The 22,569-nt window shown below is 70.8% G+C and carries 19 protein-coding genes and 1 pseudogene; 3 read left to right on the top strand and 17 right to left on the bottom strand.

The window, feature by feature from the left end; all coding sequences use genetic code 11:
- Positions 1–134: 134 nt before the first annotated feature.
- The 4 genes and pseudogenes from OHB56_RS39485 to OHB56_RS39470 form a co-directional block, all read right to left on the bottom strand.
- Positions 135–3,410, bottom strand: coding sequence for a LamG-like jellyroll fold domain-containing protein (locus tag OHB56_RS39485; protein WP_406358720.1), 3,276 nt, complete (start codon positions 3,408–3,410; stop codon positions 135–137).
- Between the two features lie 319 nt (positions 3,411–3,729).
- Complete coding sequence (locus OHB56_RS39480; protein WP_406358718.1) at positions 3,730–4,533, bottom strand: SAM-dependent methyltransferase; 804 nt, start codon at positions 4,531–4,533, stop codon at positions 3,730–3,732.
- A gap of 119 nt (positions 4,534–4,652) precedes the next feature.
- Positions 4,653–4,877 (bottom strand): annotated as a pseudogene (locus tag OHB56_RS39475) (DUF397 domain-containing protein); the annotation flags it as partial.
- Positions 4,874–5,743: a helix-turn-helix transcriptional regulator gene (locus OHB56_RS39470; RefSeq protein ID WP_326750960.1), complete on the bottom strand. Its 870-nt coding sequence runs from the start codon at positions 5,741–5,743 to the stop codon at positions 4,874–4,876. The pseudogene OHB56_RS39475 and the gene OHB56_RS39470, both read right to left, overlap by 4 nt.
- 258 nt (positions 5,744–6,001) lie before the next feature.
- On the opposite strand from OHB56_RS39470, the gene OHB56_RS39465 reads away from it, so the two are divergent.
- A complete protein-coding gene (locus OHB56_RS39465; RefSeq protein ID WP_406358716.1) occupies positions 6,002–6,460 on the top strand; it encodes an ATP-binding protein in 459 nt (152 codons plus the stop codon).
- A gap of 25 nt (positions 6,461–6,485) precedes the next feature.
- On the opposite strand, the gene OHB56_RS39460 is transcribed toward OHB56_RS39465, so the two are convergent.
- The 13 genes from OHB56_RS39460 to OHB56_RS39400 all read right to left on the bottom strand — a co-directional run bounded on the left by OHB56_RS39460 (position 6,486) and on the right by OHB56_RS39400 (position 20,912).
- Positions 6,486–7,085 carry a DinB family protein gene (locus OHB56_RS39460; protein WP_406358714.1) on the bottom strand — a complete coding sequence of 200 codons (600 nt, stop codon included), beginning with the start codon at positions 7,083–7,085 and terminating at the stop codon, positions 6,486–6,488.
- Positions 7,086–7,184: 99 nt separating this feature from the next.
- On the bottom strand, positions 7,185–8,735 hold the full coding sequence (locus OHB56_RS39455; protein ID WP_406358712.1) for a hypothetical protein: 1,551 nt from the start codon (positions 8,733–8,735) through the stop codon (positions 7,185–7,187).
- A gap of 280 nt (positions 8,736–9,015) precedes the next feature.
- On the bottom strand, positions 9,016–10,503 hold the full coding sequence (locus OHB56_RS39450) for an aldehyde dehydrogenase family protein (RefSeq protein WP_326750964.1): 1,488 nt from the start codon (positions 10,501–10,503) through the stop codon (positions 9,016–9,018).
- On the bottom strand, positions 10,500–11,171 hold the full coding sequence (locus tag OHB56_RS39445; RefSeq protein ID WP_326750965.1) for an HD domain-containing protein: 672 nt from the start codon (positions 11,169–11,171) through the stop codon (positions 10,500–10,502). Before OHB56_RS39445 ends, OHB56_RS39450 begins: the two co-directional genes overlap by 4 nt.
- Positions 11,172–11,183: 12 nt before the next feature.
- Positions 11,184–12,452: an NAD(P)/FAD-dependent oxidoreductase gene (locus OHB56_RS39440; RefSeq protein ID WP_406358710.1), complete on the bottom strand. Its 1,269-nt coding sequence runs from the start codon at positions 12,450–12,452 to the stop codon at positions 11,184–11,186.
- A 6-nt stretch (positions 12,453–12,458) separates the two neighbouring features.
- Entirely contained in the window at positions 12,459–12,779 is a 321-nt protein-coding gene (locus OHB56_RS39435; RefSeq protein WP_326750967.1) for a 2Fe-2S iron-sulfur cluster-binding protein, read from the bottom strand.
- Positions 12,780–12,800: 21 nt separating this feature from the next.
- Entirely contained in the window at positions 12,801–13,571 is a 771-nt protein-coding gene (locus tag OHB56_RS39430; RefSeq protein WP_326750968.1) for an SDR family oxidoreductase, read from the bottom strand.
- Positions 13,572–13,577: 6 nt separating this feature from the next.
- A complete protein-coding gene (locus OHB56_RS39425) occupies positions 13,578–15,398 on the bottom strand; it encodes a PEP-utilizing enzyme (protein ID WP_406358707.1) in 1,821 nt (606 codons plus the stop codon).
- 23 nt (positions 15,399–15,421) lie between these two features.
- Positions 15,422–16,501, bottom strand: a complete 1,080-nt coding sequence (locus tag OHB56_RS39420; protein WP_406358706.1) for a PEP/pyruvate-binding domain-containing protein — start codon at positions 16,499–16,501, stop codon at positions 15,422–15,424.
- 3 nt (positions 16,502–16,504) lie between these two features.
- Complete coding sequence (locus OHB56_RS39415) at positions 16,505–17,764, bottom strand: cytochrome P450 (RefSeq protein WP_406358704.1); 1,260 nt, start codon at positions 17,762–17,764, stop codon at positions 16,505–16,507.
- A gap of 313 nt (positions 17,765–18,077) precedes the next feature.
- Positions 18,078–18,893, bottom strand: coding sequence for an IclR family transcriptional regulator (locus tag OHB56_RS39410; RefSeq protein WP_326750972.1), 816 nt, complete (start codon positions 18,891–18,893; stop codon positions 18,078–18,080).
- A gap of 130 nt (positions 18,894–19,023) precedes the next feature.
- Complete coding sequence (locus OHB56_RS39405) at positions 19,024–19,719, bottom strand: HD domain-containing protein (RefSeq protein WP_326750973.1); 696 nt, start codon at positions 19,717–19,719, stop codon at positions 19,024–19,026.
- A complete protein-coding gene (locus OHB56_RS39400; protein ID WP_406358701.1) occupies positions 19,716–20,912 on the bottom strand; it encodes a 4-hydroxybenzoate 3-monooxygenase in 1,197 nt (398 codons plus the stop codon). Before OHB56_RS39400 ends, OHB56_RS39405 begins: the two co-directional genes overlap by 4 nt.
- Before the next feature lie 170 nt (positions 20,913–21,082).
- Here OHB56_RS39400 and OHB56_RS39395 point away from each other — a divergent pair, with 170 nt between their 5' ends.
- Both OHB56_RS39395 and OHB56_RS39390 read left to right on the top strand, forming a co-directional pair.
- Positions 21,083–21,460 carry an ASCH domain-containing protein gene (locus OHB56_RS39395; RefSeq protein WP_360031527.1) on the top strand — a complete coding sequence of 126 codons (378 nt, stop codon included), beginning with the start codon at positions 21,083–21,085 and terminating at the stop codon, positions 21,458–21,460.
- Positions 21,461–21,729: 269 nt separating this feature from the next.
- Complete coding sequence (locus OHB56_RS39390; RefSeq protein ID WP_406358699.1) at positions 21,730–22,542, top strand: SDR family NAD(P)-dependent oxidoreductase; 813 nt, start codon at positions 21,730–21,732, stop codon at positions 22,540–22,542.
- The last annotated feature ends 27 nt before the right edge of the window (positions 22,543–22,569 follow it).

Below are 22,569 nucleotides of genomic sequence, written 5' to 3'. Positions count from 1 at the left end.
CGCCGCCCACGCGTTCCCGGGCCGGTGCTCCTCCGGTGGACGGAAGGTGCGGGTGCCGTCCGGCACCCGCACCTTTCCCCTATCCCCGGGGGGGCGCAGGCAGGCACGGTCATCCGTGCCCGCCGGCGCCCCGACTACGGCTTCTCCCGGTCGTGCAGGGCGCTCACCTCCTCGGCGGTGAGTGCCCTGTCGTACGCGTGGACCTCGTCCACCGCGCCGTCCCAGAAGTCGGTGTCGCCGCCGTTCCACTGGGCGCGGCCCACGGCGAGCGGTCCGGTGCCGACGTAGGCGGGGCCGGCGGTGGAGGTCGCCGCCAGTTCGCCGTCGACGTAGAGGTCGATCTCGCCCCGCGCGTCGTCACGGACACCGACGAGGTGGTACCAGCGGCCCGTGTCCGGCTTCGTCTCCAGCCGGGCGCGCTTCCCGTCGGGGGTGCTGAAGGCGAAGGCGCCCTGCCCGTACTGCAGGTAGAACGGGCTGGCCTGGCGCCGCCCGTCCTGACTGATCGCGGTGGCGTAGTTGCCGGGGAGCGAGTCGAGCCTGACCCAGCCGGCGACGGAGTAGCTGCCGGTGGTGTCGAGCACGGGGCCGTCGGTCTCGGCGTGCTGCCCCCGCCCGTCGAACTCGAGCGCGCTGCCGTTGACGCCGGGGGTCCAGCCGGTGCCCTCGGTGAGCGTCAGGGGCTTGCCGTTGGGGCCGCCGTCCTTCGCGGTCGTGCCGGTGCCCTCGTCGAGGGTCCAGTGGCCGCCGCCCTTCAGCTGCTCCCGCTCGCCCGCGGCGGCGCCGGCCGCGATCACCTTGCGGTTGGCCTCGCGCACCCGGACCGGGTCGACCTTGATCTCCCGGCGGTCGTAGGTGTAGAGGCCGTTCAGCTCGTTCTCCAGGTCGGTGATCTGTGTGTACACCGAACCGGAGAGTTCGGCGGCGGCCTGGTCGAGGTAGAACCGCTCGGTGTTCTCCACGTACTTGCGGGTCAGCGCCTCCTTGTCGGCGACCCCGCTGTAGATCACCGTCGGCGTACCGGGCCACATGTGGCCGGGGGTGCGCAGGGTGAAGCCGCCGTGCTCGCCGTCCATGGCCGCCCGGTGGTCGGGGAACGGCGGGTCGTCGTTGTTGTAGTCGTGGTGGTCGATGATGTCGCCCTTGCCCGAGTCGCCCTTGGAGTTGCAGCAGTTGACACCGCTGTGGGCGTTGACGACGCGGGAGGGGTCGGCGGCCTTCACCGACTCGGCGATGCGGCCGCTCTCCTCGCGGTTCCACTCGCCCCAGCCCTCGTTGAAGACGATCCAGCCGATGACCGAGGGCGAGTTGTGGTGCTGGCGCATCATCTCGCGGCCCTGGTCGACGAAGGCCTTCTGTCCGGTCCCGTTGGTGATGTTCCCGGAGACGAAGTCCTGCCAGACCAGCAGGCCGAGCTTGTCGGCGTGGTAGAACCAGCGGGCCGGCTCCACCTTGATGTGCTTGCGGACGGCGTTGAAGCCGAGCTTCTTGTGCGCCTCGAGGTCGAAGGCCAGCGCCTTGTCACTGGGAGCGGTGTAGAGGCCGTCGGGCCAGAAGCCCTGGTCGAGGGTGGCGAGGGAGAAGACGGGCTTTCCGTTGAGCACCAGTTTCCGGTAGCCGCCGACCTCCTCGATCCCGATCTCGCGCATGCCGAAGTAGCTGCCGACCTTGTCGGTGGACCGGCCGTCGGTCAGCTGGACGTCGAGGTCGTAGAGGTAGGGGTCGTCGGGGCTCCACAGGTGCTGCTTCGTCACGGGGAGCCGGAGTTCGCGTCCCGCCGGACCGCTGACCTTGCCGACGACCTTCCCGCGGGCGTCGCGGGCGACGGCCTCCACGCGTGCCTTCGAGGAGGCGCCCTCGGACTCGACGGTCACCGCCAGGCTGCTGGTGTCGATGTCGGGCGTGGTGACGACGTTGTCAATGGCGGTGTCGGCGACGGGCTCCATCCAGACCGTCTGCCAGATCCCGGACGACTGGGTGTAGAAGATGCCGCTGGGGCTGGTGTGCTGCTTGCCCGTCGGCTGGTCGGCGCCGCCGGTGTCGGTGACCGCGACCACGACCTCCTGCGCGCCCCTGCCCTTGAGCGCGTCGGTGATGTCGGCGCTGAACGCGGTGTACCCACCGGTGTGTTCGGCGACCTTCCTGCCGTTGACCCAGACGCGGGCCTGGTAGTCCACGGCGCCGAAGTGGAGCTTCAGCCGCTTGCCCTGGCCGACCTTCCAGTTCTTCGGCACCTCGACGAGCTTGCGGTAGAACATGTGGTCCTCGTGCCGTTCGAGCCCGGACAGCTGGGACTCGACGGGGAACGGCACGGTTATCCTCTCGTCCAGGTTCCTGCCGAAGACCGGTTGCTCGCCCGCCTTCGCACCGCTGAACTGCCAGGTCCCGTTGAGGTTCTTCCACTGGGAGCGCACCTGCTGCGGGCGGGGGTGCTCCGGCAGCGGGTTCTTCCTGTCCAGCTTGTCGCCCCACGGTGTGGTGAGCCGGTGACCGGAGGCGTTCGCGGCGTAGCGGACGATCCGGGGCACGGTCTTGCCCCCTGCCGTCAGCCCGCCTTCGCCGTCGTAGGTGAACCGGACCTGCTGGTTCTTCTGGACGGGCTTCGCGAGCGTGACGAGGAGGGAGGCGCGGTCGCCGGGGGCGGCCTTCACCGACGTGACCGGCATGGCGGTCGTGTCGGCCTCGATCTTCAGGTGCTCCGCGACCTCGTCGAGGTCCCCGACCCGTTCCTCGAAGCGGGCGCGCAGCCGCTTCCCGTCCTCGGTGACCGACAGGTCCACCGGGAAGACCTCGAAGCCGGCGGGCGGGGTGAACGCCGACTCGGGGACGAGTTGCCTGGGCGTCGTCGGGCTCGACCAGCGCAGGAACATGTTCGACCCGCCGAGGTCCTGGAACATCTCCAGCCGGAAGGTGTGCTTCTCACCGGCGGCCAGCCTGATCGGCTCGCTGGTCTGCTCCCTGTCCCAGTCCGGCTCCCAGTGGTCGATGACCGGCTTGTCGTCGATGAAGAGGCGGAACCCGTTGTCGCCGATGGCGTGGAACGTGTAGTCGCCGGTCTCCGGCGCTTCGATCTGGCCCGTCCAGCGGGCGGTCGTGTGCTCCGTCCTCCCGGTCAGTTCCTCGAACGTGCTCGTCAGACCGGAGAAGTTGATCTGCGGCTCCAGGAGGGTGCCGCCGAGTTCGGCGAAGTCCCTTGCTCCCGGCGCGGACATGCTGAAGTACTCGCCCTTCAGGCCGTGCTGCTCGACGGCGGCATCGGCTGCCGCACCGGCGGTACGCGCGGACGTGCTGCTGCTCGCGGGTTCCGCGGCCGCCGCGGCGGGAACCGCGGCGCTCGTGGGCAGGACCAGGGCCGCAGCGGTCAGCAGGGCCCACCACCGGGCTCTCGGGCGGGTGTGTTGTCTTGTCATCGAACCTTTCCTCGCGCAGGGGGCTTGGAGACAGGACGAAACGGACTGCGTCAGGTGAACGGCCTTTTTGGCCGGGGGTGTTCACCGGTGGCCGACGCGGGCCCGCCGGTGCGGAACGGCACCGGCGCTGCGATGGCCAGAGACTCTTTCAACGTTGGAAATTCACTGTGCAGCGGAATGACAACACGTTGTCGAACGACTGTCCAGACCTCGCGCACAGCCGGCCGGCCGTCGGGAACCCGCGCGGCCGGGGCGCGAGGGAGGCGGGGCCGCCGCGGCGGGCCACGGAGGACCGGAGCGGGTCGCGGGGGCGCAGACCTCAGGGAATGCGGGCGACTCCGACGTACAACGGGATCTGCTCACTCCGGCCGTACTGCCCCCCGGGCTCCGGGTGCCAGCGCTCCGCGAGTTCTATGCCGGGGTCGATCAGCTCGAGTCCCGCGAAGAACCCGGCGAACTCGTCGCGTGACCGGACCTGGGCGGAGGTCCCTCCCTTGCGGTAGACCTCGACGACACGCTCCCAGGTCTCGGCGTCGAAGTCTCCTGTCGCGTGGGAGAGAGCCAGGTAGCTGCCGGGAGCAAGGGACTTGAGCAGTTCGGACACGATCCGGTAGGGGTCGTCCTCCTCTGCCACCAGGTGCAGCAGGGCCACCAGGGACAGGCTGACCGGCTGGTCGAAGTCGAGGGTCTCCCTCGCCGCCGCGAGAATCTTCTCCGGCTCCCTCGCGTCGGCCTGGATGTAGGCGGTGCTGCCCTCCGGCGTGCTGTGCAGGAGCGCCTCGGCATGCCTGAGGACGATCGGGTCGTTGTCCGCGTACACCACGCGGGCCTCGGGAGTGACTCTCTGGACGATCTGATGGAGATTGGGCTCGGTGGGTATTCCCGTGCCGATGTCGAGGAACTGACGGACGCCCCGCTCCGCGAGCAGCCGGGCGGCCCGGTGCATGAAGTCGCGGTTGACCCGCGCCATCTCCTTCACCGCGGGGAAGAAGGAGATCACCTTCTCGGCGGCTTCCCAGTCGACGGGATAGTTGTCCTTTCCGTCGAGGAAGTAGTCGTACATTCGAGCCGACTGGGGTTTGCTGGTGTCGATGTCGTCCGCGTTGAATCCCGCGTCTGTCACTTCAGTCCTCCGCTGCGGCATCGGCATGGTGATTCATTTCGTTCGATCGATACTGATCAGTACGCTTCAGTGTGCTCGTGAAGGGACGCGCCCCGGCATGTTCCAGGCAGGTCTCGGGCAACGAGGAAGTCGGCCGCTCCCGACTTGGCCGCCCTGACCAGTTCGGCGATCGCGGCGGTGGTGCAGATGAGGGCAGGGCCGTCGGGGTCCGCCGACTGCCTCAGCGCCACCCGCCCCTCGCCGAGTTTCTTCACCTCGACACAGTTTCCGTTATTGCTGCCGCTCCACGGTTTGTGCCACCCCTCGGTTCCCAGATCACCTGTGGCGTTCATCGTGTGCTTCATCGTTCCCACTCCTTGCGGACGTCCGAAAGGAATTCCCTGGTGCGCCCCTGGGACATCGCCTGGGCGCTCATCCGGTCGAGCACCTCGCGGTACAGCGCGACTTCCCTCCGATCCTCGCTGTACTGGGCGCCGCTGAGATGGTCCGTGCCGACGATGTCCGGGAAATCCGGCATCGGAAGACGGAAGAGAGTGAAGGGCCCGAATGCGCCCGGGTGCAGTCCGGCGGTGAAGGGCAGCACCTGAAGGGTGACGTTCGACAGGTCCGCCACCTCGATCAGACGGTCGATCTGGGCCTTCATGACCTCGGGCCCGCCGGCCGGTCGCCGCAGGACGGTCTCGTCCATGACGATCCACAGCCGGGGCGCAGCCGGGTCCCGACGGGTGAGCAGCGCCTGACGCTCCATCCGCAGCGCCACGCGCCGGGTCAGTTCCTCCGGTGTCGGGTGGGGGCGGTTCAGCCCCAGGACGTCGCGGGCGTAGTCCTCGGTCTGGAGGAGTCCCGGGACGACGTGGGGTTCGTAGCCCCTTATGCGGGTGGCCGAGTTCTCCAGACTGACGTGCACCGCGAACCAGTCCGGCAGGGCGTCACGGTAACTCTTCCACCAGCCGGGCTGGTTGGCCTGGTCGGTGAGGGCGAGGAACTCCCGGGCCTCGCCCTCCGGTACGCCGTAGATCTCCAACAGCGCCTTGACCGTGGCCCACTTCAGGGTGACCTTGGCCTGTTCCATTCTGGTGACCGTGGTGTGGGCCTGCCGCAGCCTGGCACCGACGTCCTGCGCCGAGAGGCCCTTGACCCGCCGCAGTTCATGGAGCCGTCTGCCCAGCACCATCTGAAGAACGGTCGGGGCCGACCGCGGTGCGCTCACGTCGCATGCCTCCTCGAGCGGCCGGTCGCCGAGCAGTCTGCCACGGGCCTCACCTCACGGACAGGCGCACAGCGAAGTTGTGCACTGTGCAAAGTGATGGGTTGCCAGGGAACTGGCGGGGCAACCATAGTGACGGGGTGACCAGGTTTCCCCGGGCTGCATGCCGGGCGCCGGCTACACGTGGCCACGTGGACGCCTGTCATGACCGCTCCTCCAGCGCACGGCATCCGGTTGCTCCCCCCACGTTAGGAATGGTTCGTGGCCTTAGCCGACGCCACCCCCACGGCCGGTGGCACCCCTCCCCCCGACCTCGGCGGTGCCGCCTGCCGGGCCGCCTACTTCCTGCCCGCCGACCGCAGAACCGTCGGAAGGGCCCGTCACCTCGTGACGGAGCAGCTCGGCGTCTGGGGCGTCGTCCCGGACGACTGCGCCACAGCGGCCCTCGTGGTGAGCGAGCTCCTCACCAACGCCGTCCTCCACACGAGCAGCCGGAGAATCGGCTGCACCCTGGGAGCCACGCCGGACCTGGTGCTGATCCAGGTCACGGACGACGGCAGCGGTCCGTCCGTGCCCCGGACGCGACGGGCCGGCCCCCGGGACGAGGTCGGACGCGGACTGCTGCTGGTCAAGGCCGTGGCGGAGCACTGGGGGGTGAGGGCCGCCGAGTACGGGGACGGCCGGACCGTATGGGCGATGCTGCGCACGGACCGGTCCTGAGCCCGCAGCCGGTCCGCCCGGCCGGTCAGCGGCCGCCGGCCTCCCTCGCCGCCTGCTCCAGCCGGCTGCGGTGGGCCTCCCACCAGGCCGCGTCACCGGGCGGCAGGTCGCTCGCTCCCTTCCCCCAGCCGACGGCCCCGTCGATGAGTTCCCGCAGGATGTCCGCGTGGCCGGCGTGCCGGTGGGTGTCGGCGATCACGCGCACCAGGAGGTGGTGCAGCGTGGTCCCGCTCCGCTCCTTCGGCCACCACGGGACGTGGCCGAAGGTGTCGAGCGCGAGTGCCGCGAACGTGCTGTCCGCGTGCTCCCAGGCCCGGTGGTAGAGCGCGACGATCTCCTCGCGCGACTCGTCCGCGGTGGCCCACATGTCCGCGTTGGGTTCGGTGTCCTGCGTGTACCACCAGGACGGCGGATCCTGCCGGAAGAACGGCCGGCCGAACACGTCGCCGAAGTAGCCCAGTTCCACTCCGGCGGCGTGCTTGACCAGCCCCAGCAGGTTGGTGCCGGTGGGCGTCAGCGGGCGGCGGACGTCGTACTCCGAGAGCCCTTCGAGTTTCCACACCAGGGCTTCCCTGGCGTCCTGCAGATATCGGATCAGGTCCTTCTTCGGGTTCGGCTCCGTCATGTCCCGCAGTCTCGCACCGGCCACTGACAGCCGGTCGGGCGCCGCCCGGCGGCCGCCGCCCGACCGGGCATGCCGACGCCCGGCGTCAAGGGCCGGGGGTCACCGTCCGAGCACGGAGGAGAACGCGTTGCGGATGTCGGACTTCGAGGGCGTGACGTACTTGTTCGAGGGGATGACGCCGTAGGTGAAGAAGAGCGACGGGCAGGTGGAACCGCTGATCTGCACCGTGCGGTCGGCGACGCGCTTGCCGGTGCGCAGCGCGTACACCTTCACCGGGAGCGAGACCCTGCGGAACGTGACGTCGGTGATCTGCCCGCTGGTCTCGCTCCGGTAGGGGCAGGTGCGGACGGCACTCCCGAAGCCCTGCTGTCCCACGCACACCACCAGTGCGGCCTTTGCCGCGTCGGTGGTCCGCCAGGCGCCGGGAAGCTTGCCCGAGTGCTCGCCGTCTCCCAGGAACAGGGACCGGCCGGAGCCCGCGCGGCGGGCGGGGGCCCCCTCGTACTTCGCCGGCGCCTCGCAGTAGCGGTTCTCGCGCACCAACTGCTGGACCTCCTCCAGTTGCAGGGCCAGCACGGCCTTCCTGATCGCCTTGCGGGCCTGGCCCTCACGGCTGTCGCCGGGGTACTCGTCCAGCAGCCGCTGGTAGCGGGACTCCGCCTGCGACCACTCCTGTGTGCTCATCAGGGCGTCGCCACAGCCCATCAGTGCGGCCGGAGCGAGCCGGTCGGCGGTCTCGGAGGAGCGGTCCAGGACCTGCTGACCCGGCTCGGTCTCCAGGTCGTTGAGCCAGTCCGTGATCCGGACCGTCTCGCAGGCGTCGTCGGTGGGCAGCCCGTCCAGGAAACGGTCCAGGGAGGTCCCGACCGTGGCGTCGTTGCGGGAGTCCTCCTCCAGGATCGAGGCCAGCAGGCGGAAACCCGAGGTCAGGTCGTCCTGGTCGCCGTTCAGTCCGGCGGCCAGCCGGGCTTCCGCCGTCTCCAGTCGCTCACAGGTGTCGACCGCCCTGTCGCCGCGTGCGGCCACCGGGGCCGCGGCGACCCTGTGCCCCGCCCACACCTGTTCCTGAGCCTCCGTCACGGCCCCGCAGTCGCCGTCCGCGCGTGCCCGGGCGATGTCGTCCTCGATGCCGTGGGCGTCGAACCGCAGCAGCCCCACGCCCAGCAGCACCGCGACGGAGAGGCCGAGCGCGACCAGGCGCTGCGTCGTGCGCGGGCTGCCCTGCCGGCGCCGGGCGAGCAGCCATCCGTGTGCCACGACCGCCGCCCACCACAGCAGCAGGAGCACCTCGCTCCAGGTCTCGGCGGTCGCGACCGTCGTCCAGACCAGCGCGAAGGTGACCACCGCTGCGGTCCAGAACAGTCCGTGGCGGCGCATCAGCAGATAGCCCACCCCCAGGAGGGACGCGTTGCCGAGGGCGGCCGCGAGCGGATCGTGCTGCGCCGGATCCTGGAACGACGCTCTCTGCAACGGCGGGTCGTGGGCGGGCGGGCCCGGCAGATCCTGCGGGGCCCGGGGGCCGTACGGGCTGTACGGGCCGGGCGGGGGTGCGGGCGGCGGGGTCGGAATCGACGACGCGGGCGGTTCGGTCGGCTTCGGTGGCGCGGACGGTTCGTCGTCCGGTCCGGTGGGCGGCGGCGGAAAGGTCATCGGTCCCCCAGGTGATGATCGTCGTACGGGGCGGACGGGACGCGTCACGGCTCGTCCGGCGGGCGGGAGTGCCGCGCGCGGCTCCCGCTTCCTCCACAGGCCGGCTCTCCAAGGCGTCCCCGCCCTCCCGGCACCTCCATTCCACCGCGTTCCCGCGTTGATCAGCACCCCTGCGGCAGCACTGAACCGTACCCAACCTGCTGGTGCAGCAAGCCCGTTGCCCTTGTCACCGCTTCGCCGACCGGCTGGTGCCCCCGTCGCCGGCCGCTGCGGCCAGGTGTCAGCCGGTGCGACGGTGGATCGACTTGAAGGCGACGTACTGGGACAGGCCCTCGATCCCGTACTCGACGCCGAGACCCGAGTCGTGCCGGCCGCCGAAGGGCGCGTTGTGGTTGGAGCCGAAGAAGTTCACGCCGACGGATCCGGTGTCCATGCGTTCGGCGACCGCCTGCGCGGCGGCGCGGTCGGCGGAGAACACGACGCCGCCGAGTCCGAACGAGGTGTCGTTGGCGAGGGCGACGGCCTCGTCGAGGTCGTCGTAGCGCAGGACGCTCAGCACCGGTCCGAAGACCTCCTCGCGGGCGATCCGCATGTCCGGGGTGACGTCGGCGAAGACGGTCGGCTCGATGAACCAGCCCCGGTCCGTTTCCGCGGGACGTCCTCCGGTGGTGGCGCGGGCCCCTTCCGCGTGGGCGGATTCGAGGTGGCCGCGCACCACGTCGTACTGCGTCTCCGAGGCCATCGGTCCGAACACGGTGCCCTCGTCGAAGGGGTCGCCCTGCGGAGCGGCCGCCACGGTGCGGGTGACCATGTCGACCACCTCCTCGTAGCGTGCGGACGGGGCCAGGATGCGGGTGGAGATGTAGCAGGTCTGCCCGGTGTTGCGCAGGCAGGTGCGGATCAGTGCCGAGGACATCTGTCCGAGGTCGGCGTCGGGGAGCACGATCGCAGAGGACTTGCCGCCGAGTTCGAGGGTGACCGGCCGGAGCAGGTCGCCGCACGCGGCCGCGATCCGGCGGCCGACCGGGGTCGATCCGGTGAAGGCGACCTTGGCCGTGCGCGGATGCCGTACCAGCCGGTCCCCCGTGCCGCCGCCGCCGGTGACCAGGTTGACCACCCCGGGCGGGAGGCCGGCGGCCTCGCACGCCTCGACCACGAACCGGATCGACAGCGAGGTGCCGGGCGCGGGTTTCATGACGACGGTGCAGCCGGCGAGCAGGGCCGGGGCCAGTTTGACCACCATGAGGTTGATCGGGAAGTTCCAGGGGGCGATCAGCACGCACGGTCCCACCGGGTCCTTGCGCACGACGGTCTCGGCGCCGCCCGCCGGGAACGGCCGGACGTCCTCGGTCTCCAGCCAGGAAGCCAGCCCGGCGACGTGCCGCAGGATGCCGGCGGCGTTCGCGGCGGCGCCGCGGGTCTCACTGATCGGGGAGCCGTTCTCGAGCGTGTTGACCGAGGCGGTCTCCGCGGCACGGGCCTCGACCTCGTCGGCGATGCGCAGCAGCAGCGCGGCCCGCTGCGACGGCGTGGTGCGGGGCCACGGGCCGGTGCGGAAGGCCCGGTCGGCGGCGTCGAGCGCGGCGTCGACGTCGTCGGCCGAACCGTCCGGGACCGATCCCCAGGTGCGGCCGGTGGCCGGGTCGACCAGCGGGAGCCGGGCGGTGGCCGTCGAGCGGGTCCAGGCGCCGTCGACGTAGTGGTCGTCGACATGGGTCCACCGGGGCTCGGTCCGTACGGCCGCCGGGCGGGCGTGGAGGGCGCTCATCGGATCACGGCCGTCTTGAGCAGGGCACGCGAGCGGTCGAGGGTGGCGGTGGCCATGGCGACGGCGGGGGCGGTGAGCAGTTCGGGGATGATCTCCGCCTCGAGGCGGTCGCTGTAGACCGCGGGGTCCATGCGGAACCAGCCGGACGCCAGCGCGATGCCGGCGTGGTCGAAGCGCCACAGCCGGTCGGCGTCCCGGACCAGCGCGTCCTCCAGCGAGTACGCCTCCTTGCGGGTGTCGTGCCCGTCGATGATCGCGCAGACCTCGTGCACGAACGCGCCGTCGTAGCCGAGCGGGGGCAGTACCTCACGGGCGATCACGCAGCCCTGCCGCTCGTGCTCGAACCGGATCTCGGCCTTGCGCCAGTCGCCGGAGAAGCCCTCGGCGAGGATGCGCTCCTCGTCGACCCTCCCCCACCCGGTGTCGTGCAGCTGGATCGCCACCCGCACCAGCTGCCGGTCGGCACCGGGGAAGGCGTCGCACAGCCGTTCGGCGTAGGCCAGCGAGATCGGCAGGTGGATGTCGTTGCCGCGCGTGCGCGTCTCGGGGACGACCGCCTTCCAGATCGGGTCGAGGTCGTCACCGGTGGCCGGGGTCAGGGAGATCGGTGAGGTGTCGACCGGTCCGGGCGCCGGGATCGGGCGCTCGATGGGCAGCGCGGTGGGCATGGTGTTCCCTTCTCAGTCGGCCGCGACCAGGGCGGCCGGGTCGACGGTCACTGACTTGAGCTGGACGGACGGGTCGCCGGCGGCTTCGTACGGGATGGACTGCCCCTTGGACAGCGCGCTGCGGACGGCCATGAAGTCCAGCGGGCTGTTGACGCAGTCGGCGGCCAGGATGCGGTCGCCGCGGTAGTAGAGGACCGAGTGCTTGCCCCGCTCGGGGTCGGCGCGGACCAGGGTGCGGTCGTGGCCGGTGGACAGCCCGGCGATCTGGAGTTTGATCGTTCCCTGGTTGGACCAGAACCAGGGAATGCCGGCGTACTCCTCGCGGCGGCCGGTGATCGCGTAGGCGGCCACCTTGGCCTGCTCGATGGCGTTGTTGACGCTCTCGAAGCGGACACGGTCGCCTTCGGGGGCGCCGGGGACGGGGTTGGGCAGGTTGGCGCAGTCGCCGACGGCGACGGTGACTCCGTCGGAGGCGAGGGCGGACTCGTCGACCCGGATGCCGTTGTCGCACACCAGGCCGATGGACTCGGCGAGTTCGGTGTTGGGGATGACGCCGACGCCGACCAGCACCAGATCGGCGGAGATCACCCGGCCGTCGGCGAGTTCGACGCCGCCGACCCGGTCGCCGCGCGGGACGATCCGGCGGACCGAGGCGCCGAGCAGGATGTCCAGGCCCGCGGCCCGGTGGTGGGCGAGGAGGTGGGCCGAGGTCTGTTCGCCGACGGCTCGCGGGACCAGCCTGGGCGCCGCCTCGATCAGGGTGACCGAGCGGCCCATCCTGGCCAGGGACGCGGCGGCCTCGAGGCCGATGAAGCCGCCGCCGATCACGACCGCCTCGCGTACGCCGGGCACCCGGGCCTTGAGTTCGAGGGCGTCGTCGGCATTGCGGAGGTAGAGCACGCCGGGCAGGTCGACGCCGTCGAGCAGGAGCCGGCGGGCCCGTGCGCCGACGGCCAGGGCCAGCCGGTCGAAGGGGAAGTCGGCGCCCGACATGGAGTGGGCGACGCCCGAGCCGTCGTCGTTCTTGTCGATGCGGATGATGCGCTCGTTCTTCACCACGTCGATGCGGTGTTCGGCCCAGTACTCCTGGGTGCGGAACATCAGCTTCTCGTTGGTGATCCCGCCCTGCAGCCATTCCTTCGACAGGGCGGGCCGCTGGTAGGGGCGGTGGTTCTCGTCACCGAGCAGGGTGATCGGATCGTCGTGTCCGAGGGCCCGCAGGGAGGTGGCGAGCGAGACGCCGGCCTGTGAGGAGCCGATGATCAGCAGTCCGTCAGTCATGATCGCTCACACCTGGGTGGTCGGGGTGGTCACCTGCAGGTCGCAGCCCTCGGTGACCTTGAGCTGGCAGGAGAGGCGGGAGGTGTCCCGCCGTTCGTCGGCGGCGCCCCAGAGCATTTCGTCCTCCATCTCCTCCGGCGGGGGGAGCCGGTCGAGGGCTGTCGGGTCGACGTAGACGTGGCAGGTGGCGCAGGACAGGGAGCCGCCGCATTCGGCGACGATTCCGGGCACGCCGTTGCGGACCGCGGTCTCCATGACCGAGTCTCCGACGTTGGCCGCCACCGTGCGGGACGCGCCGGTGTGATCGGTGTAGGTGACCTGGGGCATGACGTTCCTCCTGGATCGAGGTCAGATGAACTGGCGGCCGCCGTCGACGACCAGGGTCTGTCCGGTGACGAAGTCGCTGTCGGGGCCGGCGAGGTAGAGGGCGGCGCCGACGATGTCCCCGGGCCTGCTGGCCCGCCGCAGGGCACCGCGGTCCACGCCGTAGGACTCGGCGTCCTCCAGCAGGCCCCGGCTCGCCTCGGTGAGCGTGAAGCCGGGGGCGATCGCGTTGACGGTGATGGAACGACGGCCGAGTTCCTTGGCCATCACGCGGGTGAGCGCGATGACTCCGCCCTTGGAGGCGACGTAGTGCGCCCAGTTCTCGGAGCCGCTGTAGACGGTGGCCGAGGAGAGGTTGACGACCCGGCCGCCTTCGGGCAGGTGGGGGCTGGCGGCGCGGGTCATCAGCCACGGGCCCTTGAGGTTGACCGCCATCACGAGGTCCCATTCCGCGGGGTCGATGTCCTCGAGCGGTGAGCGGGTGACAGTGCCGTAGACGGCCGCGTTGTTGACCAGGACGTCGATCCGGCCGTCTCCGAACTCGGCCACCCGGGCGGCCAGTTCCTCGGTGGAGCGGGTGTCGGTGACGTCGACGCGTCCGTGCCAGGCGTCGGCGCCGGCGTTCTGCGCCAGGCGGGCGGTCTCCTTGGCGCCGTCGGTGTCGAGGTCGGCGACGGCGACGCGGTAGCCGCGGTCCGCGAAGCCGAGCGCGAAGGCCCGGCCCAGGCCGCCCGCGGCGCCGGTCACGAGGACGGTGCGGGTGCGGGCGGGCGCCGGGGGGTCGGGGAGCGACATGAGGGCTCAGTCCTCCAGGATCTCGACGCGGCCGGTGGTGCCGTCGACGCGGATGCGCTGACCGGTGCGGATGGTGGTCGAGGCCGAGCCGGTGCCGGTCACGGCGGGCAGGCCGTACTCGCGGCAGACGATGGCGGCGTGGCTCATCATGCCGCCGATGTCGGTGACGGTCGCCTTGATCCTGCCGAAGATCGGGCCCCACGACGGCGCGGTGATCGTGGCGACGAGGATCTCGCCTTCCTGGATCTCGCCGAGCTGGTCGGCGGAGGTGATCAGGCGGGCCACGCCCTCGACGACGCCGGGTGAGGCGGCCATGCCGGTGATGGCGCCGTCCTCGCCGCCCTCGTCGCCGGCCAGCCACTGCTGGACCTGGTCGGTGGTGATGCCGTAGAGCATCATCGTGAAGGGTTCGGTGATCTGGGCGGGCGGGGTGTTGAGCGCGGGCTGCGGGCGGCGGGTGGAGAGCGCGTCGATGATGCCGCGGCGCCGTTCGATCTCGGCCGGCCAGTAGTGCGGGCCGGTCGGTTCGGCGCCGACGGCCCAGCCGGTGACGAGGTCGAAGATCGCGTCGCGTACCTCGTTGCGGTTGAGGTAGAGCATGTCGGCGGGGTCGGCCCAGAAGCCGGCGTCGGTGAACACGCGGGCGAGCTCGCGGACCTTGCGCCAGAAGACGCCCATCGTCCAGTGCTCGATGTAGAAGTTGTGGTTCTCTACGTAGGGGTAGGCGGTGGCGGCGAGGCTGCGCTTGGCGTCGAACTGTTCCCGCGCCTCGCCCTGGAGCAGCTCGCGGTACTCCCCGACGATCCGCTCCTTCTCGGCGATCAGCTCGTCGACGGGCCGCATGATCTGCCGGCCCTCGTCGACGCGGCGGATGTAGTCCTTGATGTAGCCGAGCGGGATCTCCTGGTGCTCCATCCAGTACTTGTCGTGGCCGTAGAAGCCGTTGCCGACGGTGAAGTTGAACCAGGGGTCCTGGGCGGCCTCGTACGCCGCGAGCCACGTCTCGCCGCCGGCGTCACGGACCGCGCGCAGGGTGCCCTCGACGTCGTCGGGGTCGGCGAAGGCTGCCTGGAGATTCATCTCCACTGCTTTGAGGGCGAGTTGCTTCAGCTCGTCGTCGGGCCGGAACAGTTCCATGTCGACGCCCTGCACCATCTTGGCGATGGCCTGGTCGGGGATGCCCGGGAACACTTCCTTGCAGAAGCCGAAGAAGTCGAGGTAGGCGAGGTAGCCCAGGTTGAGGAACTCGAAGTGGTACTGCCAGTTGCGGTAGAGCAGCGCGATCAGGCGGTCGTAGTTCTCCATCAGCACCTGGGAGCCGTCCATGGCCTTGCCGGAGACGATGTCGTCGAAGGGCACGGCGTCGGGCAGCGCGGAGAACCGGATCTCCTCCATCTCGTCGATCGTGGCGCGGACCTTGGAGTGCCATGCCTCGAGCAGGCTGTCCCAGTTCTGGAAGTAGTGGCCGGCGCGGCGCTCGAACTCCGGGACGCGGGCAGCGATCTCGCCCTCGGGCACCGGCACCGGGCTCATGTACAGATAGCCGAGGTGGATCTTGAACTCGATGCCGTTCGCCGGCGGGATGAGCAGGTGGCGGGTGTTGTACTGGCCGAGGCACTTGACCGCGAACTCGCCTCCGATGGTCTCGAAGGGCTTGAACACCGTGGGCCAGTGCTGGCTGTCGCAGAACCAGAACTTCTCGTCGCCGCCGGGGGCGTTCTCGAAGACGAGGTTGTACGGGTAGAGCTTCTCCCAGCCCTCCGCACCGGCGGGCACCTCGATCTGCGAGGGCTTCGGGAAGGACTTCATGGTCTGTTCGATGGTCATGCGGGTTCCTCTGCGGTTCGGGCTCAGCGGCCGGTGAGGGAGAAGGTGAGACCTGTCATGGAGAAGCCGGCCGGGCCCGGGGACTTGGGGGTGGCCGCAGCGGCCGGGGCGGACTGGGCGACGGAGTGCACCGTTTCCGGGCGGGACTGCAGGAGCAGGAGGTTCTCCCCCGCGGGCAGGTCGGTGTCGAGCGCCCACTCGATGTCCTGCGGGCAGCCGTAGTGCTTCTCGGCCCGCTTGGCCAGGGTGGCGACGGCGAGCAGTTCGTCGTCGGTCAGACAGCGGACCGCGCGGCGGCCCGGCTCGACCTCGCGTTCGACGAGCGAGCCGGTGCTCGCGTCCGGGACGAGTTCGGCGTGCTTGTCGCCGATGTGCTCGGCGACCACGGTGAGCATGACCTTGTCGAGCAGGATGTTGTCGGGGGTGACCTGTCCGGAGACGACCATCTCGCCGACTCCCCACGAGGCGTCGATCACGATCTTGGAGCGGTCGCCGTTGGCGGGGTCGAGGGTCATCGCCACGCCCGAGGCGCGGGCGTCGACCATCTTCTGCACCGCGACGGACATCGACAGGTCCTCTTCGGGGATGTTGTTGCGCAGCCGGTAGATGATCGCCCTGCTGGTGTAGAGCGAGGCCCAGCAGCGTCGTACGTGCTCGCGCACGGCGGGGTAGCCGGTGAGCCAGAGGTAGGTGTCCTGCTGGCCGGCGAAGCTGGCGTCGGGGAGGTCCTCGGCGGTCGCGGACGAGCGGACCGCGACGGGTACCTCCGCGGGGAAGCGCGCCATCAGGGTGTCGTAGGCCTCCTTCAGCAGGCCGTGCATGTCGTCGGGGACCTCCCGGGCCTCGATCGCGGCCCGGATCCTGGCGGACACCCGGTCGACGCACTCGACGTCGTCGGGGTCGATCTCGGCGAGTGCGGTCCGGATCTCCTCGCGCAGGCCGCTGCCGTCGACGAACCGGTCGAAGGCCGCCGTGGTCACGGCGAATCCGGGGGGCACGGGCATGCCGGCGGTGGTCATGGAGACCAGCGAGCTGCACTTGCCGCCGAGCAGTTCGAGTGTCGGCGCGTGGCCGCTGTCGAAGAAGACGATGGAGTCGTTCACGGTTCAGTCCTCCCAAGTCACCCTGACCGCGGCGGGCGCGCGGAAGGAGAGATTGTCACCGAAGTGGATGCCGGACGGGTCGGCGAGGCGGAGGCCGGGCGCGAGCCGGGCGGTCTCCTCGAGCGTGATCTTCGCCTGGAGCTTGGCCAGCATGTTGCCGAGGCAGTAATGGATGCCGAACCCGAAGGACAGGTGTTCCCGGGCGTTGGCACGGCCGATGTCGAAGGACTCGCCGTCCTCGAAACGGGCGGCGTCGCGGTTGGCGGAACCCATCAGCAGCAGGATGTCGGCGCCCTCGGGGACCTTCACTCCGCCGATCTCGGCGTCCCGCAGGGCCCGGCGGCGCCAGCCGACGATGGAGGGGCTGTAGCGGAGCACCTCGTCGACCGCGCCGGGGATGCGCCGGGGGTCCTCGACGACCTGCCGCCACTGGTCGGGGTGGGACAGCAGCACCCGCAGGGCGTTGGAGACCAGTGTGGTGGTGGTCTCGTGCCCGGCGAAGAGCAGGGAGTAGCAGACCGAGGCGATCTCGTGGTCGCTGATCGGGTCGCCCCCGGCCTGCATCCGGACCATGTCGCCGACCAGGCTGTCCGGCTCGGTCTCGTGGGCCTCGGCGACCAGCCGGCGGCATTCGGCCCAGTACTCGACGAGGTTGTGGGCGTGCGGCACCTGTTCCTCGTCGGAGAGGTCGCCCCAGGTCATGGCCGAGCGGGAGTCCGACCAGCGCTTGAAGGTGTCGATCTGCGAGACGTCGGCGCCGATCAGGGTGAGGATCGTGATGGTCGGGACGTCGTAGGCCAGGTCGCGGACCAGGTCGCCGCGGCGCTCCGGGCGGGCCAGCATCGTCTCGAGGAGCCGTACGACGTTGGCGCGGATGTCGGGCTCCAGCACCTTGAACCGGCGCGGGGTGAACGCCTTCGCGGCGACCTTGCGGATCCGGGTGTGCTCCGGGGGGACGCGGGCGGAGAGGCCGGAGTAGGCGGTGAAGCCGCCCTCCTCCATGATCTGCTTCGCCTGCGGGCCGCGTTCGCGCACCGGTGCCTGGGCGTTCTCGGAGGAGAAGGTCTCCCAGTCCTCGAACACGGCCTTGATGTCGTCGTACCGGCTCACCACCCAGCAGCCGGTCCGCTCGTCGTACATGACCGGCTCCTCCGCGCGGAGGGCAGCGTACGAGGGGAACGGGTCGTCCTGGGCAAAGGGCTCGTAGCCGTGACGGATCGGACAGCCCGGGGCCGTGCCGGCCGGGGTCTGGGTCGACGTCATCGTCGCGCCTCCTGTTCGTCTCGTCGCCGTACGACGACCGCCTCATCGTGACCCCGACCACATCAGGAGGTCCATGCGTCACTTCCGTTGAACGGAAGCGGGTCCGCCGGGAGGAAGCGGCCGGCGCAGGGTCGGACGGGTTGGCGGGGGATGCGTCGGGGCAGTGGGGTCCGGGAGAGTGCCGTCCGGGGGCGGGTCGGATGACGGCTCCCGGCCGGCAGGGGGAGGCGGGTCCGGTGTCCGACAGGGGCGGGAGGCGGTCCGGGACCGGGGGTGGTTCGGGTGCCGGGGGTGGTTCGGGTCTCGGGACGGATCAGGAGGAGGGGCCGGTGTCCCGGCCCGGGCGGGGGCTTTGGCGGCCGGGCCGTCGCGGGATGCGGGCGAGACTGGGCTGAGGGCGGGTCGCGGCCGCCTCGATACGGCGGGCGACGCCCCGCAGGGTCGGCAGGTGGCGGGTCATGGCGGACGCGTTGCTGGACAGCATGACCAGGCCGATGGCGGCCGGATGGGGTTCGATGCGGACCGGGACGGCGATCGAGCACGAGCCCTCACGGACCTCCTCCTGAGTGGTCGCGAAGCCCTCGTTGCGGACCTTGCGCAGCTCGGCGGCCAGCCGCCCGGGGTTGACGTGGGTGTACCGGGTGGCCGCCTGGAGCCCGTGGGCGAGGTAGGCCTCGCGCACCCACTCCTCCTCATGGGCCAGCAGCACCTTGCCGACTGCCGTGGCGTGCAGCGGCAGGCGCCCGCCGACGCGGGAGGCACGGGGGACCCGGGTGGAGCCGTAGATCCGGTCGATGTAGAGCGCCTCGTCACCGTCCCGGATGGCGATGTGCGCGGTCTCGTGGGTGAGCGAGAACAGGTCCTGGAGGTGGGGCCGCGCGGTGTCGCGCAGGTGGCGTCCCGCGTTCTGGGCGACCTCCCACAGGCGCAGGCCCACGCTGTAGCGGCCCTGCTCGTCGCGCTCCAGCGCACCCCACTCGACGAGCTCCCCGACCAGGCGGTGCGCGGTGGGCAGGGGCAGGTCCGCGTGCTCGGCGAGGTCGCTGAGGGACAGCGCGGTGGGGCCGCTCTCGAAGGCGCCGAGGAGGGCGAGCGCCTTCGAGGTCACCGTGCGGCCGTCACCGCGCATGGCACCTCCAGAGATCGTCGGGGTGACATCGTCGCGCACGGTGGGTGGCCCGTCGAGCGCGGGGCGGCCGGGCCGGGTGCGGGACGCCGGCGGGGTGCGGGACGCCGGCCGGCGGTGACACGGGCGGGCCTCAGCCGAGTGCGGTGCGTTGGGGTGTGCTGTCGATCGTCGCGACCGCGGCGAGGGCGCGGGCCATGGCGCGGGCGGTGTCGGTGAACAGGTGGTCGTGGACCCGGCTGCCGATCAGTGTGTGCGCCTGCTCGCGGGTCAGCCCGAACCAGTCCATGACGGTCTCCACGCCGTGCGGGGTGAGCCGCCAGAGTTTGTCGGCGTCCTTGACCAGCGAGTCGTTGAGCGAGAGCGCGGTGCGCCGGGAGTCGTGGCCGTCGACGATCTCGACGATCTCCGCTGCCCGTACGGGATCGTGGCCGAGCCGGTGGAGGATCTCCGCGGCGATCGCGGCGCCCTCCTTCTCGTGGCGGAGGACCAGGTCGGGACGGCCGGCGCCGGGGCGGATCGCGTCGAGCACCTCGTCCTCGGGCACCCTCGACCAGCCGGTGTCGTGGAGGATGATCGCGGGCAGCACGACGTCGCGGTCGGCCTCGGGGTGCAGGTCGCACAGCGCGGCGGCGAGGCCGTAGGAGTAGGCGGTGTGGCCGTCGTTGCTGCGGACGTGGAGGTGGTCGACGGCCAGTCGCCATACGGCGTCGTCCTCGGGCCGGAAGCCCGCGGTGCCGGGCACGCCCGCCGGGTCGGGGAGGAAGCCGGTGACGTCCTCGCCGAGCTGGTTGGCGGTCGGTTCCTGGCGGGGCGGTGCCATGGTCATCGCCCTTCCGCCCAGCCGGTGTAGGCCTCGGCGAGGTAGGTCGATCCCGCGGTCGAACCGGTCACCGAGGCCAGCTCGCCCTCCTGGCGCCGTATGTCGAAGGGGGTGGCCCCCGGCAGGGTGTGCAGCATGGTGGTCATCCAGTACGAGAAGTGCTGGGCCTTCCAGACCCGGCCGAGCGCCCGTTCGCTGTAGGTCTCCAGTGGGGCGGTGTCACCGCTCGCGACCGCTCGCTCGAGTTCCTCGGCCAGGACCCGCACATCGGCGAGCGCCAGGTTGAGGCCCTTGGCGCCGGTCGGCGGCACCGTGTGCGCGGCGTCACCGGCAAGCACCAGCCGCCCGTGGTGCATCGGCTCCTGGACGAAGCTGCGGAACGGAAGCACCGTCCTGGAGGTGATCGGCCCCTCCTTGAGGGTGTGCCCGTTGGCTCCCACACGGGACTGCAGCTCGTCCCAGATCCGGTCGTCGGACCAGGCGGCGGCGTCCTCCGCGGGGTCGCACTGGAAGTACATCCGCTGGAGGGTTTCGGTGCGCTGGCTGATCAGCGCGAAGCCTCGCGGCGAGTGGTTGTAGATCAGCTCCGGAGCACTGGGCGGCGCTTCGGCGAGGATGCCGAACCAGGCGAACGGATACTCACGGAAGTACTGCGTGCGCCGGGCCTGTGGCACCTCGCGGCGGCACAGACTGCGTGACCCGTCGGCGCCTACCAGGAAGTCCGCGCGTATCTCGTGGGCGGTGCCGTCGGCATCGGTGAACCGCATGGCCGGGGCGTCGGAGGTGAGGCCGTCCACCGACACGTCGGTGACCCCGAACCGGACGTCGCCGCCGTCGCGCTCGCGGGCGTCGGCGAGGTCGATGAAGACGTCCGTCTGGGGGTAGAGCTGGGTCGAGGCGCCGACCAGGCCCTGGAAGTCGATCCGGTGGGCGCCCCCTCCGAAGGCCAGCTCGATGCCGTCGTGGCGGTAGCCGTCGCGGTGCACCCGGTCGGACACGCCGGTGCCGGCCAGCAGGTCGACCGAGTCCTGCTCGAGGATCCCGGCGCGGTGGGTCTCCTCGATCTCCCGGCGGCTGCGCAGATCGACCGCGACGGAGTCGATTCCGGCACGGGCGAGCAGATGGGAGAGCATGAGCCCGGCCGGACCGGCCCCGACGATGCCGATCTGCGTACGGCTGTGGACGCGCGAGGATGACATGGCCGACATTCTGCGTCCGTCCGGGCCTCCGGGCCAGGGCCTTCTTCCGTCCAGCGGAAACGGATCGGCCGTCGCGGGCCCGGCCCATAAGGGCCGGCCGAAGAGCGATCCGTGTTGCACACGGCTGACGGAGCAGGGCGGTAAGGAACATGTGGCCACGGGTCGGCGGTATGCGCGCACTGGAACTCGGCACCCCGGGCGGGTTGCGCGAGGAGTTGAACTCTCTCGTCCTGGCCGGACGGAAGACCGCCACGACCGGCCTGCTGGCCGAGTACGTCGAGGAGACCGAGGGGCTGGAGTTCGTCGGTGAGCGGCTGGCCCTGCTGGACGACGACGGCCGTGCCGTCGCCACGGTCGAGATCACCGGTGTGGATCTGACGTCCTTCGCGGAGGTCACGTGGGAGCACGCCGCCGCCGAGGGCGAGGGCGACGCCTCCCTCGAGGACTGGCGGGCCGGCCATCGTCGCTTCTGGGAGCGCGAGGGCACACCGGTGAAGGACGGCACCGCCCTCGTGTGCCTGACCTTCCGGGTGGTGCAAGCCGCCTGACCCTCCCGGCGATCCCCCGTCCTCTCCTCCCGACGACACCGCCGCCCCCGCTCGCAGCGGGGGTGGCGGTGTCCTGCTGCGGGTCGGCTTTCGCGCCCCGGCACGGCAGCCCCCGCTTCGGACCGGTGAAGATCCGGCACCCGTCGGTCCCGGAAACCAAACCTAGACAGGTGTCAAATTCTTGGTTAGGTTGGCCGGACTTCACCCGCTGGAAGGCAGAACTTGCCGTGACGCGGCAGGTCCACACCTCAACGACGAGGGGATCGACTATGGAACTCGACGGCAGGATCGCGGTCGTGACCGGTGCGGCATCGGGCATGGGCCTGGCCGCCGTGAAGGCCCTGGCGGGAGCCGGCGCCACGGTCTACGGAATGGATCTCCGGCAGGAGGATCTCGACCGCGCCTTCGACGGCCTGGAGCGGGTTCGGGGCCATGCCGCGGACGTGTCCGACTCCGCCGCGGTGAACCGGGTCTTCGACCGGGTCCGGGAGGACCACGGCCGGCTGCACATCCTCGTGAACGCCGCCGGTGTCGCCACGCCGAACAAGGAGAAGCAGGCGTGGGTGGACGGGATCAACCACCGGATGACCGAGTCCTTCAAGACCGGTGAGACCTACCACCCGGAGTTCCTGGGCGGCATCTCCGACGAGGACTTCGACCGGGTCGTCGCGATCAACCTCAACGGCACCTTCTACGCGATCCGTGCCGCCGTGCCGCTGCTGAAGGAGAGCGGCAGCGGTTCGATCATCAACTTCGCCTCCGTGGCAGGGCTCATCGGTCTGCCGATGCCCGCCTACTACCCGGCGTCCAAGGCCGCGGTCGTGGGCCTCACCAAGGCGGTCGCGGCCGAACTCGCCCCGTTCGACATCCGGGTCAACGCCCTGGCCCCGGCCGGCATCAGGACCCCCATGCTCACGGCGTCCGGCGACGACCACGTCCAGGCGCTGCTCGCCCTCCAGCCGCTGAAGCGGCTGGCGGAGCCCGACGAGATCGGCCGCACGGTCCTCTTCCTCGCCTCGGACGCGGCAGGGCACTACACCGGCCAGACGCTGGCGCCCTCCGGCGGCGCCCTCATGCTCTGACGCCCCCTCAACACACCGGACGGAGAA

The sequence above is a fragment of the Streptomyces sp. NBC_01635 genome (genome assembly GCF_045209715.1).
In the GTDB taxonomy this organism is placed as follows: Bacteria; Actinomycetota; Actinomycetes; order Streptomycetales; family Streptomycetaceae; genus Streptomyces; species Streptomyces hirsutus.
The sequence above is the reverse complement of the archived record's forward strand: the minus strand, read 5'-3'. Positions and strand labels throughout refer to the sequence as shown.

Coding starts and splice junctions, on each gene's coding strand:
- OHB56_RS39450 (WP_326750964.1), bottom strand. CDS start 10,503: ATGAGCGCCCTCCACGCCCGCCCGGCGGCCGTACGGACCGAGCCCCGG.
- OHB56_RS39390 (WP_406358699.1), top strand. CDS start 21,730: ATGGAACTCGACGGCAGGATCGCGGTCGTGACCGGTGCGGCATCGGGC.
- OHB56_RS39485 (WP_406358720.1), bottom strand. CDS start 3,410: ATGACAAGACAACACACCCGCCCGAGAGCCCGGTGGTGGGCCCTGCTG.
- OHB56_RS39430 (WP_326750968.1), bottom strand. CDS start 13,571: ATGTCGCTCCCCGACCCCCCGGCGCCCGCCCGCACCCGCACCGTCCTC.
- OHB56_RS39405 (WP_326750973.1), bottom strand. CDS start 19,719: ATGACCATGGCACCGCCCCGCCAGGAACCGACCGCCAACCAGCTCGGC.
- OHB56_RS39455 (WP_406358712.1), bottom strand. CDS start 8,735: ATGACCTTTCCGCCGCCGCCCACCGGACCGGACGACGAACCGTCCGCG.
- OHB56_RS39440 (WP_406358710.1), bottom strand. CDS start 12,452: ATGACTGACGGACTGCTGATCATCGGCTCCTCACAGGCCGGCGTCTCG.
- OHB56_RS39395 (WP_360031527.1), top strand. CDS start 21,083: ATGCGCGCACTGGAACTCGGCACCCCGGGCGGGTTGCGCGAGGAGTTG.
- OHB56_RS39400 (WP_406358701.1), bottom strand. CDS start 20,912: ATGTCATCCTCGCGCGTCCACAGCCGTACGCAGATCGGCATCGTCGGG.
- OHB56_RS39435 (WP_326750967.1), bottom strand. CDS start 12,779: ATGCCCCAGGTCACCTACACCGATCACACCGGCGCGTCCCGCACGGTG.
- OHB56_RS39410 (WP_326750972.1), bottom strand. CDS start 18,893: ATGCGCGGTGACGGCCGCACGGTGACCTCGAAGGCGCTCGCCCTCCTC.
- OHB56_RS39445 (WP_326750965.1), bottom strand. CDS start 11,171: ATGCCCACCGCGCTGCCCATCGAGCGCCCGATCCCGGCGCCCGGACCG.
- OHB56_RS39425 (WP_406358707.1), bottom strand. CDS start 15,398: ATGACCATCGAACAGACCATGAAGTCCTTCCCGAAGCCCTCGCAGATC.
- OHB56_RS39460 (WP_406358714.1), bottom strand. CDS start 7,085: ATGACGGAGCCGAACCCGAAGAAGGACCTGATCCGATATCTGCAGGAC.
- OHB56_RS39415 (WP_406358704.1), bottom strand. CDS start 17,764: ATGACGTCGACCCAGACCCCGGCCGGCACGGCCCCGGGCTGTCCGATC.